General features: G+C 36.9%; 13 protein-coding genes. 2 read left to right on the top strand and 11 right to left on the bottom strand.

Translation table 11 applies throughout. The features are described from left to right. Positions 1-29 precede the first annotated feature (29 nt). From IW16_RS14795 to IW16_RS14750, 10 genes are all read right to left on the bottom strand, one after another. Complete coding sequence (locus tag IW16_RS14795; protein ID WP_034745735.1) at positions 30-2,540, bottom strand: M1 family metallopeptidase; 2,511 nt, start codon at positions 2,538-2,540, stop codon at positions 30-32. A gap of 11 nt (positions 2,541-2,551) precedes the next feature. Continuing rightward, complete coding sequence (locus tag IW16_RS14790; protein WP_034745732.1) at positions 2,552-2,782, bottom strand: hypothetical protein; 231 nt, start codon at positions 2,780-2,782, stop codon at positions 2,552-2,554. A gap of 45 nt (positions 2,783-2,827) precedes the next feature. Further along, a complete protein-coding gene (locus IW16_RS14785) occupies positions 2,828-3,016 on the bottom strand; it encodes a hypothetical protein (RefSeq protein ID WP_131327905.1) in 189 nt (62 codons plus the stop codon). Between the two features lie 131 nt (positions 3,017-3,147). After that, entirely contained in the window at positions 3,148-3,972 is an 825-nt protein-coding gene (locus IW16_RS14780; RefSeq protein WP_131327904.1) for a hypothetical protein, read from the bottom strand. A gap of 92 nt (positions 3,973-4,064) precedes the next feature. Beyond that, on the bottom strand, positions 4,065-4,859 hold the full coding sequence (locus tag IW16_RS14775) for a thymidylate synthase (RefSeq protein WP_034745724.1): 795 nt from the start codon (positions 4,857-4,859) through the stop codon (positions 4,065-4,067). A 126-nt stretch (positions 4,860-4,985) separates the two neighbouring features. After that, the gene (locus IW16_RS14770; protein WP_034745721.1) at positions 4,986-5,426 is read right to left on the bottom strand and encodes a GreA/GreB family elongation factor; all 441 of its coding nucleotides are present in this window, start codon (positions 5,424-5,426) and stop codon (positions 4,986-4,988) included. Between the two features lie 160 nt (positions 5,427-5,586). Next, positions 5,587-6,927 (bottom strand): alpha-amylase family glycosyl hydrolase, encoded by a 1,341-nt coding sequence (locus IW16_RS14765; RefSeq protein WP_034745718.1) that lies wholly within the window; start codon positions 6,925-6,927, stop codon positions 5,587-5,589. Positions 6,928-7,126: 199 nt separating this feature from the next. Beyond that, positions 7,127-7,723 carry an IS1096 element passenger TnpR family protein gene (locus IW16_RS14760; RefSeq protein ID WP_034745715.1) on the bottom strand — a complete coding sequence of 199 codons (597 nt, stop codon included), beginning with the start codon at positions 7,721-7,723 and terminating at the stop codon, positions 7,127-7,129. Positions 7,724-7,857: 134 nt separating this feature from the next. After that, a complete protein-coding gene (locus IW16_RS14755) occupies positions 7,858-8,889 on the bottom strand; it encodes a sensor histidine kinase (RefSeq protein WP_034745712.1) in 1,032 nt (343 codons plus the stop codon). 41 nt (positions 8,890-8,930) lie between these two features. Next, a complete protein-coding gene (locus IW16_RS14750; protein WP_034745709.1) occupies positions 8,931-9,611 on the bottom strand; it encodes a response regulator in 681 nt (226 codons plus the stop codon). A gap of 198 nt (positions 9,612-9,809) precedes the next feature. Here IW16_RS14750 and IW16_RS14745 point away from each other — a divergent pair, with 198 nt between their 5' ends. Together IW16_RS14745 and IW16_RS14740 are read left to right on the top strand one after the other, a co-directional pair. Then, the gene (locus tag IW16_RS14745) at positions 9,810-12,455 is read left to right on the top strand and encodes a TonB-dependent receptor plug domain-containing protein (RefSeq protein ID WP_034745707.1); all 2,646 of its coding nucleotides are present in this window, start codon (positions 9,810-9,812) and stop codon (positions 12,453-12,455) included. 35 nt (positions 12,456-12,490) lie between these two features. Beyond that, entirely contained in the window at positions 12,491-13,714 is a 1,224-nt protein-coding gene (locus IW16_RS14740; protein ID WP_034745704.1) for a hypothetical protein, read from the top strand. A gap of 104 nt (positions 13,715-13,818) precedes the next feature. Here IW16_RS14740 and IW16_RS14735 read toward each other — a convergent pair whose 3' ends face one another. After that, a complete protein-coding gene (locus IW16_RS14735) occupies positions 13,819-14,292 on the bottom strand; it encodes a hypothetical protein (RefSeq protein ID WP_034745700.1) in 474 nt (157 codons plus the stop codon). Positions 14,293-14,338: the final 46 nt, after the last annotated feature.

Below are 14,338 nucleotides of genomic sequence, written 5' to 3'. Positions count from 1 at the left end.
TTATATGATCAGCAATTTCAGTTCTCTGATTATTTAAAGTCTTCAATTGCTTTATTAATAGCATCGATCTGTTTGTTGATGCTTACTGCTTTCTGAGGATTCTGTCTCAACAGTTCCATTTTCTTACTTAAACCATCCTTAAGCATTTGAGCAATCATCATTTTTACCTGAGGATTGTCTCCCATCTCACCTTTTGCATGACTAATTATTTTTGTAATATTTGCAGTTGCTTTCAGATTATCAGAACTCATGATCCAGTTGTATCCTTCTTCCGCAGACTTTCCTAATTCCGGATTCTGGAATTTAATGAAAGGATAAAATGCAACAAGCGGAGTGATATTAGACATCTGTGAAGTCACTTTATTCTTTACAATCACCGGCAGAAGCTGGCTCGTCAATTCGTCTGATGCGCCCTCAAGATCAATTTTATCAGCTAATGTATTGGCCTTTGAAGGATCTATAGCTAAAACAGCACTTACTGAGGTAGCTTTTACAGCATTGGAAACAGCATTCACTCCTTTCTCAAAAATCGGAAGATATTTCTTATCCTTTGTTTTAGCCAATGCTGTAATTGCAGCCGCCTGAACCAAAGTTTTTGGATCATTGGAAGCCAGCTTTTCAGCATCTGTTCCCAAAGCTTTCATCTGTTCAGGATTGGAAAGGTCCATCAGCTGAAGTGCCTTGATTCTTGTTCTGAAATAAGGGTCTTTTAATGCAGCTGCCAATAATTTTGTAGCAGCTGGATTTTTTCCAACCTGATCTTTTATAGCAGTTAAAGCTGTATATCTGCTTTTAAACTCTCTGGAGTTTGTAAACTGCATCAGGTTCTGTTCCGGAGTTTTCGTATCGGTAATATCTGCCAGTAAAATTCCGTCTGCATTAATATTGATAAGGTCCGGATTTTTAGAAACGTCAAAACTGAATGTATTCTTCGCTTCGGCATTAACCCATACATTATATCTTTTTGGTTTTCCATTGTCATACACATCAATTGCAAGAGGAAACTCAAACGGCTGCTCCTGTGTTTGATTGATCGTTAAAGCTACCTGCTTTTTCACAGGTTCGAAGGTAAATGAGTAGTTGATTTTTGGATTTCCGCTTCCGAAATACCATTGGTTGAAGAACCAGTTCAGATCTTTTCCTGAAACTTTTTCAAAGGACAGTCTCAGCTGATGGGCTTCAGCGTTTTGGTATTCATTGGATTTCAGGTAATCATTCATTCCGGCAAAGAATGCATCATCACCCAAATAATTTCTCAGCATGTGAAGAATTCCACCTCCTTTCTGGTAGGTCACAAGATCAAAAACATCTTCGCGAGATTCGTAGTTGAATCTTACAAGGTTTTTCTTGAAATCTGAAGGGTTGTGAATGTACATATTCACGTCAGTCATCTGATGATAATCTGCCTGATCTTTTCCATATTTATATTCGTTCCATAAATATTCAGAATAATTGGCAAAAGATTCATTTACGGTAAGGTTGCTCCAGCTTTCTGCTGTTACAAGGTCTCCAAACCAGTGGTGAAACAATTCATGGGCAATCGTATCTTCCCATTTGTTTTCATCGATCAATTGTCCGGGTTTCTGAAGAATATCACTTCCATGAAGGGTTGCTGTTGTATTTTCCATGGCACCGCTTACATAATCTCTTCCCGAGATCTGTGCATATTTTGCCCATGGATAGTCGTAACCCATTTTTTTGGAGAAAAACTCGATCATTTCGGGTGTATTTCCGTAGATCTGTTTTGCATACGGTTCGTATTCTTTTTCGATATAATAATCTACCGGAATATTTTTCCATTGGTCTTTAACAATGGCATATTCACCTACGCCCATAAAGAACAGATAAGTAGCATGTCTTTTATCCATGACCCAATGATCGGTTCTTAAATTGTTCCCTTCTTTCTGCGAATCCTTCAGGATTCCGTTGGACAGCGTCACATACTTATCGGGAACTGTCATGTAAATCTCCTGGGTAGTTTTCTGATTGGGTTTGTCGATGGTTGGAAACCATGCAGACGAAGATTCTGTTTCTCCCTGTGTCCAGATCTGGGTTGGCATATCGGGATCCTGTCCCTGCGCATTGATAAAGTACAGTCCTTTGGCATCGTTGATCGCCATGCTTCCTTTCTGTTTTACTTCATTTGGACGTGCTGTATATTTTATATAAACTGTGTATTCCTGATTTTTTTGGTAGGTTTTGTCCAGGCTTATTTTTAGAATTTCATCTTTATATTCATATTTCAGAGGGGATTTTTTTCCGTTGTTATCAAGAGCAACTTCATGAATCAGCATCCCTTTTGCGTCCAGGGTCAATTCATTGGTAGGGTAGAAATAGGGAGAGGCTGTCAGCCATTCTTCTCCGCCCATCTGCTCTTTCTGATAATCGAAATTTACTTTAAGCTTGGTATGTTTAAGTTCCGTTACTTTGGTGTGTGTGGCTCTATAAGCCTTTTCTCTTCCTGAAGTTTCGGTCTGTGCTGATACGTTTGCGGAAAAGAAAATTCCGAGTATAGCAATCGACAAAATCACCTTTTTCATCTGTTACTTTATTATTTTTTAGAATTATTTTTTGTTATTATATCAAAAATATCATTGACCAATGTTTCGTAGTCACCTGTTTTAAGTTGTTCCTTAGTTTTGGCAAAAGCTTTTTTCAGTTCGCTTTCGGGATTTTCGTCATCAATGACCTCAACTGAGGCTACTCCTTTTAATTGAAGAACTGCATTTTGTAGTGCTTCAAAATCTGCATTTTGCTCTGTATTGATTTTTAGATATTTCATTTTATTCTTTTTTAAAGATAAGTTCAGCAACAGTCTGCGAAAAATCTAGTGCTCCTTTTCAGCATTAAATTTCATTTCAATGTCTGCTGTTTCAAACTTAAATTCAATTTGCTTAAAATTAGGCATTTTAAAATCTTTACCAAGACTTGTCTGTATGATTTTAAGAGAAATCATTATTATCGTCATGAAAGCTCTTGAAACGAAAGCAAAACTTGCCGTCAGTTTATGATGCACTGAGATCATTTTGATTAAATATCATGCAGGAAAACCTTGTCATTACGGTAAAAAACAGTTTTTTCAGAATCATACTATTTACAATCAGTAGTAAAATGGGCTATTCTGTTACATAAAGCCTTATTGGAATATTAGTTGAAATCTTCTGAAAAGATTCCATTGTTTTCCAGCTGCACTCTGATTTGACGGTCCTCCTTCAGGAGACTGTTTTTTTTGATGTAATTCAGAAGTGTTTTTTTATTTTCTTTATTATTAAATGAAAGAAGGATTAATAAGTATTCTCTCTTATGATCGGCATAAACAGAATCATTTTCGATTAGCCTGATCAACTCTTGCTGTACCTGATCAGAATATTCCTTTTTGTGCCATGAATTAAGATAAAGTAATGCCGGAGTTCTGTGATTTTCGAAAGCCTGTTTTGCGATCTGTTTTTTCAGTCCAGCAGAATAGGTTCTGTTTCTCAACGCCGTAGTAAGGATAAGTTCTGAAGCACCCGGCATAAAGAGAATCATGCTGTCGAGCTGTTTCAGATCCTGATCTGAGGTCAGCTGTTCGGGTTTTAAGTGATTATAATACTTCCAGTAAAGAGGTTCTGCAGGACCGTCATCACTCTGAAGACACCCATTTTTAATATGCATTGTTCCTTTCCTGTTAAAGATTTTCTGAAAAACCGGAACTGTATACTTATTATTTTTTTCTAAGAGTCCTATCGCTGCATAGACTGCCACAACGCTATTCTTATTGTTGGTAAGGGAAAGAAGCTCCTTTTCCGAAGCTTTGTTATATAACTTTTGAAAATTTTTAAAATTAGCAGGCGTTCCTGTTTCTCCTTTTTCTCCCTGTTCTGTCTCATAAACATTTAAGGAAGAAATATCTTTAATTATTTCTTTTAAATGCCCGGGAACATTCAAGGTGTCAAAAACGGCATCTTTCGCAAAATCAAAATCTTCAATCAACAGATCTGATATAACAGGTTGTTTCTCCTCCTTTCTATGACAGCTAATAAGAAAAACGATAAAAACTGTGCAAAAGATCTCGGAAAGTTTCATCAGATCGCTACAGGAGCCTTAATTCCCGGATGCGGATCATAATTTTCAAGGGTAAAATCTTCAAAAGTAAAACCGAAGATATCTTTGATCTCAGGATTCAGTTTCATCACCGGAAGAGGTCTGGTCTCTCTTGAAAGCTGTTTATTCACCTGCTCAAAATGATTATTGTAAATATGTACATCACCAAAGCTGTGAACATAATCCCCCACTTCCAGATCACATACCTGTGCTACCATCATCAATAATAAAGCATAGCTTGCAATATTAAAAGGAACACCCAAAAATACATCAGCACTTCTCTGATAGAGTTGCAGCGATAGTTTTCCATCTGCTACATAAAACTGAAATAATGCGTGACATGGTGCCAGCGCCATATTGGGAATTTCGGCCGCATTCCATGCAGAAACAATCAGCCTTCTGGAGTCTGGATTTTTTTTGATCTGATCAATTACTTCAGTGATCTGATCCACCACTTTTCCATTCGCTCCCTGCCAGCTTCTCCACTGTGCTCCGTAAACGGGACCTAAATCTCCATTTTCATCAGCCCATTCGTCCCAAATACTTACTCCATTGTCGTTGAGATATTTGACGTTGGTATCGCCTTTCAAAAACCAAAGCAGCTCATAGATAATCGACTTCAGGTGAACTTTTTTAGTGGTCACCATCGGAAAGCCTTTTGACAGGTCGTATCTCAGCTGATACCCGAAAACACTTCTGGTTCCGGTTCCTGTTCTATCGGTCTTATCTGTTCCATTATCTAAAATATGCTGTAAAAGCTCCAGGTAGTTCTGCATTGTTGAAAGCGATTTTTTATCCTCCAAATTTAGAAAAAACTAACCGATTTACAGGTATCGCAGGTCATAAAAAAGCATCCATCTTCATGAATGCTTTGTATATAAATGATGTAGAATTTCTATTAGCTACCCGATCTTCTGAATAGTCTGAATGATATTATTTATACTAAATGATTCTTCTGCTTTTTTACCAGACATCGCCCTGGCCAGCGGAGACTCTGCAGAAATAGTCATGATCTTCTGGTTTTCGGAGATTATCTCTCCCACTGATACCGTAATGTAAAAGAGACCTTTATCGGTTTTTACCAAAGATCCATTCTGCACTTTGTCTGAAGGCTCACTTGATATTTTTTGGATAACGGCCAGCTGATTTAAAGATTCATTAAGCTGCCGCTGAAGATTATTAATTTCCTGCTGAAGCATCTCACGGCCGGTTTCATATTTATCTCCCATTGAGCTTTTGGTATCATTACTTGAGGCACGGGTTTCTGCGATCAGGTTTTCAAAATGATGAATCTTGTCTGTGAGTTTTGCTTTTATGATCTTTAATAATTCCTTTTTATCCATGTACTTTCGTTTTCGTGTAGAAATTTTTTAATTTATCTTACAGGGGTTCAATGTCCCGCAGGATCAAAAATATAAATTTAGGTTAAAATCTATTGCAAACATGCATAAAATAAGCGGGTTAAAGCCCGCTCCTATTGAATATGATAAGCTATTGATCTGTTTATTTTTCAAAAACGGCGTAATCAGATACTTTAAAACTGAAGTCTTTTCCCTCGTCAAAATCTCTTTTGGTTCTCTCGAAAACATTCCGGTACGTTCCCGATATATTTTGATCGTCAATATTAAAGACAACCGGTTCTTTAGACAAATTCAGAATAACTAAAACCTCATTCTTTCCGTTCTTTCTTATGTACGCCAGAATCTTGTCGTTAGCTGACGTATTCAGCAGATAAGTCGTTACATTGTCATCTCCACCCCTCAGGGCTGGGTTGGACGCTTTTAATTCAAGCAGGATTTGATAAAATTCTGCCATTTGACAGGTATTAGTCCACCTGATGGCATCTTTTTCAAAAAACTCCAGTCTTTTCATATTGGGAAGTTCCTGTCCTGAATAAAGGAGAGGAATACCATTCCATGTTGCAGAAAATACAGCCATCGGCTTGGTGATCATTCCATATTTTTCGTATTCTGTGCCATTCCAGGAATTTTCGTCATGATTTGATGTAAACCATGCTCTCATAGATGCATCGCCTAAACCTGAATATTGTATCAACAAGTCTTTAAGCTCCTGAAGTGGCTCATTATTTTTATAATAATCTGCAGATTTATGCATCCATTTCCATGAATAACTGGCATCAAATACTTCCCCATACTCAGGACTTTCCAGTTCATCGAATTCTCCCAGCCAGAACAGGGGTTTTATTTTTTCTACTTCCGGACGTGCCTGTAGCCAGAAATCTACTTCCACCCATGAAGCCAGGTCACATCTGAAACCGTCGATATCTGTTTCTTTTATCCAGAATTTCATAGATTGGATCATCGCCTCCCGCATTTCCTTATTCTTATAATCCAGTTCAATGATGTCATCCATTCCGGAAGCCCTGTGGAATTTTCCGTCAGGATCTTTCAGGTAAAATTCGGGATGTGTTTTTGTCCAGATGTGGTCCCATCCGGTATGGTTGGCTACCCAGTCAATAATTATTTTAAATCCCAGTCTGTGGGCTTCATTCACCATATGTCTGAAATCATCCATCGTCCCAAATTCAGGGTTAATGGAAGTATAATCAGATGCTGCATAAGGGCTTCCCATACTTCCCTTTTTATTTTCCTGGGCAATGGGTGTTATGGGCATGAACCAAAGTGTTCTGACACCCATTTTTTTCAGGCGCGGCATTTCTTTTTCAAATGCTTTGAATGTTCCTTCGGGTGTATATTGTCTGATGTTTACTTCGTATATATTGGTTGTGTGCTTCCATTCTTTCAGCAAATCCATAGTGTCAATTGTATTTTGAGTGGTACAGGAAACAATTCCCAGACCAATTTTCTCATTGGTTTTTAGCAAAAGTAAGGAAAAATGAACTGTGTAAAGGTGAATTGTGAATCACCAATTTTGCTTCGACAGTGAATGGCCTTGGTCAATAATAAAATTTGCAAAGGAAAATTCGCCATTGGCAAATTCTCGTCTGAAATCTGATGTCTTAAACTCTTATTTCAAAAAAGCCCCGGACAAAAAATCCAGGGCTCTATATTCTATTCAGATGTTATTTCTCATCGTCATTATCTTCTTCATCTTCGAAAACATCATCGTTGTAGTTTTCTTCATCATCATCTTCGAAGCTGTCATCATCTTCATCTTCGAAACTGGTGGTTCCTCCGAAGTCATCATCAAAGCTGAAATCATCATCCATCAATGGCATTGCTGATCTTTTTTTAGATCCTCCACTTCCGCTTTTGCTTGGTGCTTTCAATGGAACATTTCCAAATCTGTATACTGTAATAGGATAAATAACTCCTTTTGTTTCGTCGATTACTTCTACAAGTTCGCAGAAGAATTCCCAAAGATCCAGAAGCCCGTACTGAAACTGTGCTTTATCGCCTGCATTTTCAAAAGCTTCATCGATGTACACGTCTGACATAATTTCGCCATCACCATCGTCACTCATATCTTCCAGGGGAACACTTTTAACTATTGTTCCGTCATCTTCCAACATATTAAAAGTTGAAAGTTCATCTCCCTGCAGACTGAACGCACTTTTAATTCCCAAGTGTAAGTTCCATAGTGATTGTTTTCCTTTTACTTCAATATCACGGAAAATATCCTCTTTCGCATCTAATATTACGCGGATCTTGTAAACCATATCAGTTTCTTAAATTACTTTTTTGCCTTAATTATTATGATAAATCTCTGTTGCAAATATATAATAAATGAGAGGTGACAAAAAAATATTTCAGGATTTTTTAAAATATTTTTTTTTCTTACATTTTACCGGAATTATTTACTTTTTTCCAGCATGAAACTAAACTTAGTGCCTTCAAGATAGACACTTTCTACAGTAATATTTTCGTTATGGGCCTCCAGTATGTGCTTTACGATAGCCAATCCAAGACCGGAACCTCCTTCTCTACGGCTTCTGCTGGTTTCCACACGGTAGAATCTTTCAAAGATTCTTGGAAGGATTTCGGCTTTAATTCCCATTCCGTTGTCGATCACTTCGATCAGTACTTTATTTTTAAGGATACTCGTTTTTACAACCACCTTTGCTTCCTGCCTGTTAGCATAATGAATAGCATTGGAAATTAAATTAATAAAAACCTGTGAAACTTTCTGTTTATCGGCTTCTACAAATATTTGCGGGTGAAGGGTCTGGATCTGGAGTGTGGTAGTATGTTTTTCTGCTTCAAATTCAAGAAGGTCAAAAATTTCTTTGATCAGGAGATTCACATCAAATTTTGAATTGGTAATGCTGATCTCACCTGCTTCAAGCCTGTTGATCATATCAAGATCGGTCACAATCGCAATCAGCCTTTCTACCGATTTATCAATTCTTTCCAGATATTTGTCCCGAATGGTAAGATTATCTACCCCTCCATCTCTTAGGGTTTCTACATATCCCTGAATAGAAAATAAAGGCGTTTTAAGTTCATGGGAAACATTTCCGATGTATTCTTTACGGTAGCTTTCCATTTCCTTCATCATATCGATCTCCGTAACCTGCTGCTGGTTCAGATCCGAGAATCTTTCTCCCAGTTCTTTAATGGTGATATTTTCGTTGTTATCATGAACAATCTCCAACGGAAGCATTTGTGATAACCCACGAACCTGCTTTTTTCCGTAGTAGTTGAAAAGGAGTTCCAGCACCACATAGTTGATCATGAAAATGAGGACCAGGCAGATAAACAGCCCGATTTTAAAGAATGGGGTCCGGTAATAGATATCCTTCAGTGAATCAAAGATGATTACTAAAAGAAACATCACCAGTGTCAGGAGACACGAGGCGACGAGTGTAAGTCTGTAAAATTTCAATTTTACAAGTTTTTATAGGTTATGTAAAGCAGGAATTTAAGTTATAAAACAATAAGTTTATATCCGATTCCCTTTAATGTCTGGATGGTATTAATTCCCAGTTTTTCTCTTAATCTTCTGATATGGACATCAATGGTTCTTTCTCCCACGATGACATCATTACCCCATACTTTTTCCAGAATTTCTTCTCTTTTAAATACTTTTTCTGTATTTGAAGCGAGAAGATAAAGCAGATCAAATTCTTTTTTAGGAAGAAGAAACTGCTGTCCGCTTTTGGAAACTCTGAAGTTATCTTTATCGATTACCAGATCACCAATCTCGATCAGTTTGGCATTATCTGAAACCTGAGAAGTCAGTTGCAGTAAAGCATTCACTTTAGAAGTAAGGATTTTCGGTTTGATCAGCTTCACGATATAATCATTGGCTCCCGCATGAAATCCTGCTAACTGTGAAAACTCTTCGCTTCTTGCGGAAAGGAAAACAATCAGTGTCTTCTGCAGTTCTTTTACTTTACGGAGTTCCTGACATGTTTCGATTCCGTCTTTTTCCGGCATCATTACATCTAACAGGATAAGGTCCGGGATGATCTCCTTCGCTTTCTCTATACCTTCGTTACCGTTTGTAGCAGTATAGATGTCGTAGCCTTCTTTTTCCAGGTTGTAAGACAGAATCTCTAAAATATCCAGTTCATCGTCTATTAAGAGTATTTTCTTTTGGTTCATTTTAAATTTTTACTGAGTCAAAGTTAATAAATTTTAAAGCACAGATGAACAAATCTACTATCGTTCACATAAAGTTAACAATAATGGTCTTTTATTAATGTTTAGTTAAAAAAAAATTAAAACACCCTAAACCATTTACCCCACTTATCTTTTATTCCTTTGCACCGAAAGAATCTAGTAAACAAAGTAAGTAAGATAATGAAAATTAATAAACTTAGCATTGCGGTCGTATTTTTATCCGGATCCATGTTTTATGCTCAGGAAACGAAGCAGGACACGATCATTAAGGAGAAAAAAATTGATGGCGTAGTCATCCAGGGAAGCAGTAACAAGAAAACTGAAGCTGCCGTATTGGGAGAACAAAAAAAAGCGGTTGTTCAAAAGCAGGCTGTAAGTGCTGAAGAGATTTCGAGAAAAGGAATTTCCAACGTAGAACAGGGACTTACGAAAGTAACGGGAATTACTACAGTAGAAGGAAGAGGTCTTTTCGTAAGAGGTCTTGAAGAGCGATACAATTATTTGTTGATCAACGGTCTTGGATCCCCTTCCAACAACCCATTCCAAAAGATTATTGCCTTAAAACAGTTCCCGACGGATGTTGTAGGAAAATTAAACATCTATAAAACTTTCAACTCCAATCTTTACGGAGATTTTGCAGGAGCTACTTTTGATATTGAAACACTAACTATTGATAAGCCTTTTACAAAAGTAGAATTCAGTGTAGGGGTAAATACTTTAAGTACATTCAGAAACAATTTTAAAGTAGCTGAGGGTGCAGAAGGAATGAACGGATATCTGGGATTGAATTCAAGAGACAGAAGACTTCCCAGCGAAATTAGAAATTCAAGACCGGATAACTATAAATTTACTCCGAATGAATCTTTAAACTCATTTAAAGATTCGTGGAATGTGAACAATGTAAAATCAATGCCTAATACAAGTATTGGATTTACCACCGCTCAGAAAGTAAAAATGGGTGAAACCGGGAATTTAGGAATTCTATTCTCTTTAAATCAATCGAGTAAATTTGAGTATAAAGACGGTGCTAATAATCAATTCAGAGCTCAAGGTGATAGCTTCATTGACAATATGAATTTCCTTAACCGTAAGCAATATAATTATGAGACAGAGTCTTCAATATTATTAGGTTTAGGATATAAAAATAAGGGAACCAATGTTAATTTAAATGCAATTTATCTTCAAAATGCAAATAATATTATTGAAGATAATTTTGGTTACAAAGATGGACAGGTTTTCAATAAAGAAACCGGATTTTTTAGAACTAACCAGCTAGATATTTCAAGATTTTTAGATCTACAATTAACAGCCTCACAAAAAATTAACGAGAGAAATCAGGTTAAGGCTGGAGCGAGTTATGTAATAAACAACTACAGCCAACCAGACAGAAAAATCATAGATGGTAACCGAGCTGATCCAAACACAGGCGGTATCCTTTCAGATGGATATGTACAAATGCGTTATGGAGGAAATAACCTGATCCGTCAATATTTAGATGTTGATTCAAGGTTTTACGGTTCAGCTTTCGCAGAATATCAGTTATCTCTTGGTGAAAAAGGAGATAGAAAGGATTATCCTATTCAGATTGCTGTTGGTTATAATGGTTTCTCTGATTTTAGAAAAACATCTTATAGATTTATTTTTGGGCGTCCGGCAGCAGGTTTCTCAAATCCTGTCTTTGTAACAAATGTGGATACTCCTCAGGACACTTTTAATGCATCATTAAAGAATGGAAACTTATATTATCAGGAAGGCTCTGATATCTCACAATTCTATTCAAGCTTTTATCAAATAATCAATGGTGGATATGCTAACATTAACTTTAAACCAAATGATTCCTGGGATATTTTGCTGGGTGCGAGATATGAAAACGACATGACCCTCATTCGTTACTCTGACCAAGGAGCTGATAAAAAGAATAATCTCGAAAAAAACAAAGATTTCTTTTTGCCTTCATTATCCATTAAAAAGGCACTTGACACTAAACAAAATTTAAGATTTTCATTCAGTAAGACTGTTACCCGTCCAATTCTGATTGAGACTATGCCTATCAAATATGTGAGTCCGGATAACGTAAATATTGTCGGAAATCAAAATATTCAGAATAGCGAAAACTATAACTTTGATTTGAAATGGGAATACTTCCCTACTAACAAGGAAATGTTTGCTGTAAATCTATTCGCAAAAAGGATTAACAACGCCATTGAACGTTCATTGGTAGCCTCAGGAGATGCAACAGGTTCTACCATCACATTCTTCAATGCTAAAAAAGCTGATTTAATTGGGGTAGAATTGGAAGGTATTTTAAGTTTAAGCAGAATTTCCGAAGTTCTTCACAATTTCACTTTGGGTGCCAATGCAACTATCATGCACTCTGATGTTGAAAGAAGTGCTGATCAGCTGAAAATGGAAGAACCAAAATGGTTCCAGGCAACTGGAGAAAAACTGCGCAAAAGAGGTTTACAGGGTGCTGCTCCTTATACCATCAATGCTGATTTAAAATATGAACTTAAAAACCGTAACAACTTAGCCCATACCTTCTCTCTGGTGTATAACGTATCAGGAAGCAAAATATATGCAACAGGAGGTGCAGGTACAGATAACTACTACGAAAAGCCATTTAGCCAAATCGATTTTGTTTACCAGGGGCAGTTATCTAAAAACTGGAATGTTAAATTGGGAGTACAAAATATCTTAGACAGCAAATATAAAATCTTACTTGGTGACAAAAGTTATCTTCCGCTTAATATAGAGGAAGGAAATAATACACTTGTCAACTATTATAGAGGTATAACATTCAACTTTACCGTTGGCTACACATTCTAAACATAATTAATAAAAAATAAAAATAAAGTATAAAAATGAAAAGAAGAGTTTTATCATTATTATCGTTAACAGCCGTGTTAACATTGGCCTTAAATTCATGTACTATCGAGGTAAATGATGGCTTAGGAGACGGTACTACAGTTACTACTCCGGGAACTACTGAAAGTGTATTAAGCGGAAGCGGAACATTATCAGGAACTATTTCAAAAGATATCCTTATCAAAAAAGGAAGTTATACATTAGACGGGATCGTAAAAATTACAAATAACGCTACCATCACTATTGAAGCGGGAGCTACTTTCAATGTAGTAACGTCTAAAACAAGTGGTTTAGTAATTCTTCAGGACGGAAAGATCAACGCTGTAGGCACAGCTGCTGAACCAATTGTATTTACAACTTCTACTAAAACTCCTGGAGACTGGGGTGGAATTACAATATACGGAAGCGCTCCTATCAAAGCAGTGAACGGAAATACACAGGCTCTTTCTGAGGATGGAAATAACGTTTACTACGGAGGAACTGATGCCAATTCAAACTCAGGAACTATGAAGTTTGTAAGAGTAGAATACGCCGGTAAAAAGATTGGTGACGGAACTTCAGAAACCAACTCTATGACATTCTATGCTGTAGGGGCTGGAACTACTTTAGAGAACCTTGTAACATACAAAGGAACTGACGACGGATATGAATTCTTCGGTGGAACTGTAAGTGCTAAAAACATTGTTTCTTACGGTAACTTCGATGACTCTTTCGACTGGCAGGATGCATGGAGCGGACAGAACAATACTAACTGGTATGCTTTTCAAACAGGAACAGGTAACTTCGGAATGGAAATCGAAGCTTCTGGTAATGCTGACAATGTAGCACCAAAAGTATCCAATATCACTTTAATCAGAGATACGAATACTAACCCTGAATCAGCCAACTCTCCAGAAATCTCTGCGATCCAGTTCAAAAAACACGGAACAGGAATTTTCACAAATGTTTATATCAGCGGTTATAAAAATATCGGAACCCAAAAAGCTTATGCCGTACTGATCCAAGATGCAGCTACAGAAACAAGCCAGGTAAATACTGGAAAGGTTGTTGTTGCTCCTCTTACTTACCTAAACTCTGACAATGCAGCTGTTTGGGGATACGCATATAATCCAAATGGTGCTAAAACATTCACCAATGCAACAACTGTTACAAAAGTTGCTTTAACTCCTGGAGCTTGGGCTACAGTAGACGGAGTCAACCTTTTAGCAGGATTACAATAAGTAACTAGTTTCTTCATATCTACTTTTAAAAGCCATCAGAATTTCTTTCTGGTGGCTTTTTATTGTTTATTGGTCATTAATTACTTTTGAATTCATATACCGTACTATTCAATAGACTTCATGATCGGTACATATCTGTTTTCGCAAAAAAAGATGAAGTCTTCAGAATTTCCGGGAGGCGGCTCTTCTCCGGTAATACAGGCATACACTGCTTTGAGATACCTTTTTATTCTGTAAAATGTAAGCAGACTTTCCTTTGATTCCAGATCATTTCCAATAACAGAAACTCCAAAAATCATTTTCCCATCATCCGTATACATTAAGGTAAACTGTTTTATTTCAGAAGCCTTATTGAGGTTTTCCCAGTACATAATATAACCTACGTCAGGGGTAGCATCAAGATACGTTAAGACCTCTTTTACATTATCAAAAATTCTCTCTTGCTCCGTACCCAATACAGGTATTAAATAATCTAAAGCGAGCTCTGAATTTCGAGGTAAAAAATCATTTAAAAACTGCTCAACAAGCCCGGAATCCCTCTCATTTACTAAATAATATGAATCTATATATTGAGGCATATTTCTATTTATCTTTGTTTTTATTGGTCACCTGAAAAGTATAAAA

Source organism: Chryseobacterium vrystaatense, assembly GCF_000737765.1.
Taxonomy (GTDB): Bacteria; Bacteroidota; Bacteroidia; order Flavobacteriales; family Weeksellaceae; genus Chryseobacterium; species Chryseobacterium vrystaatense.
The sequence above is the reverse complement of the archived record's forward strand: the minus strand, read 5'-3'. Positions and strand labels throughout refer to the sequence as shown.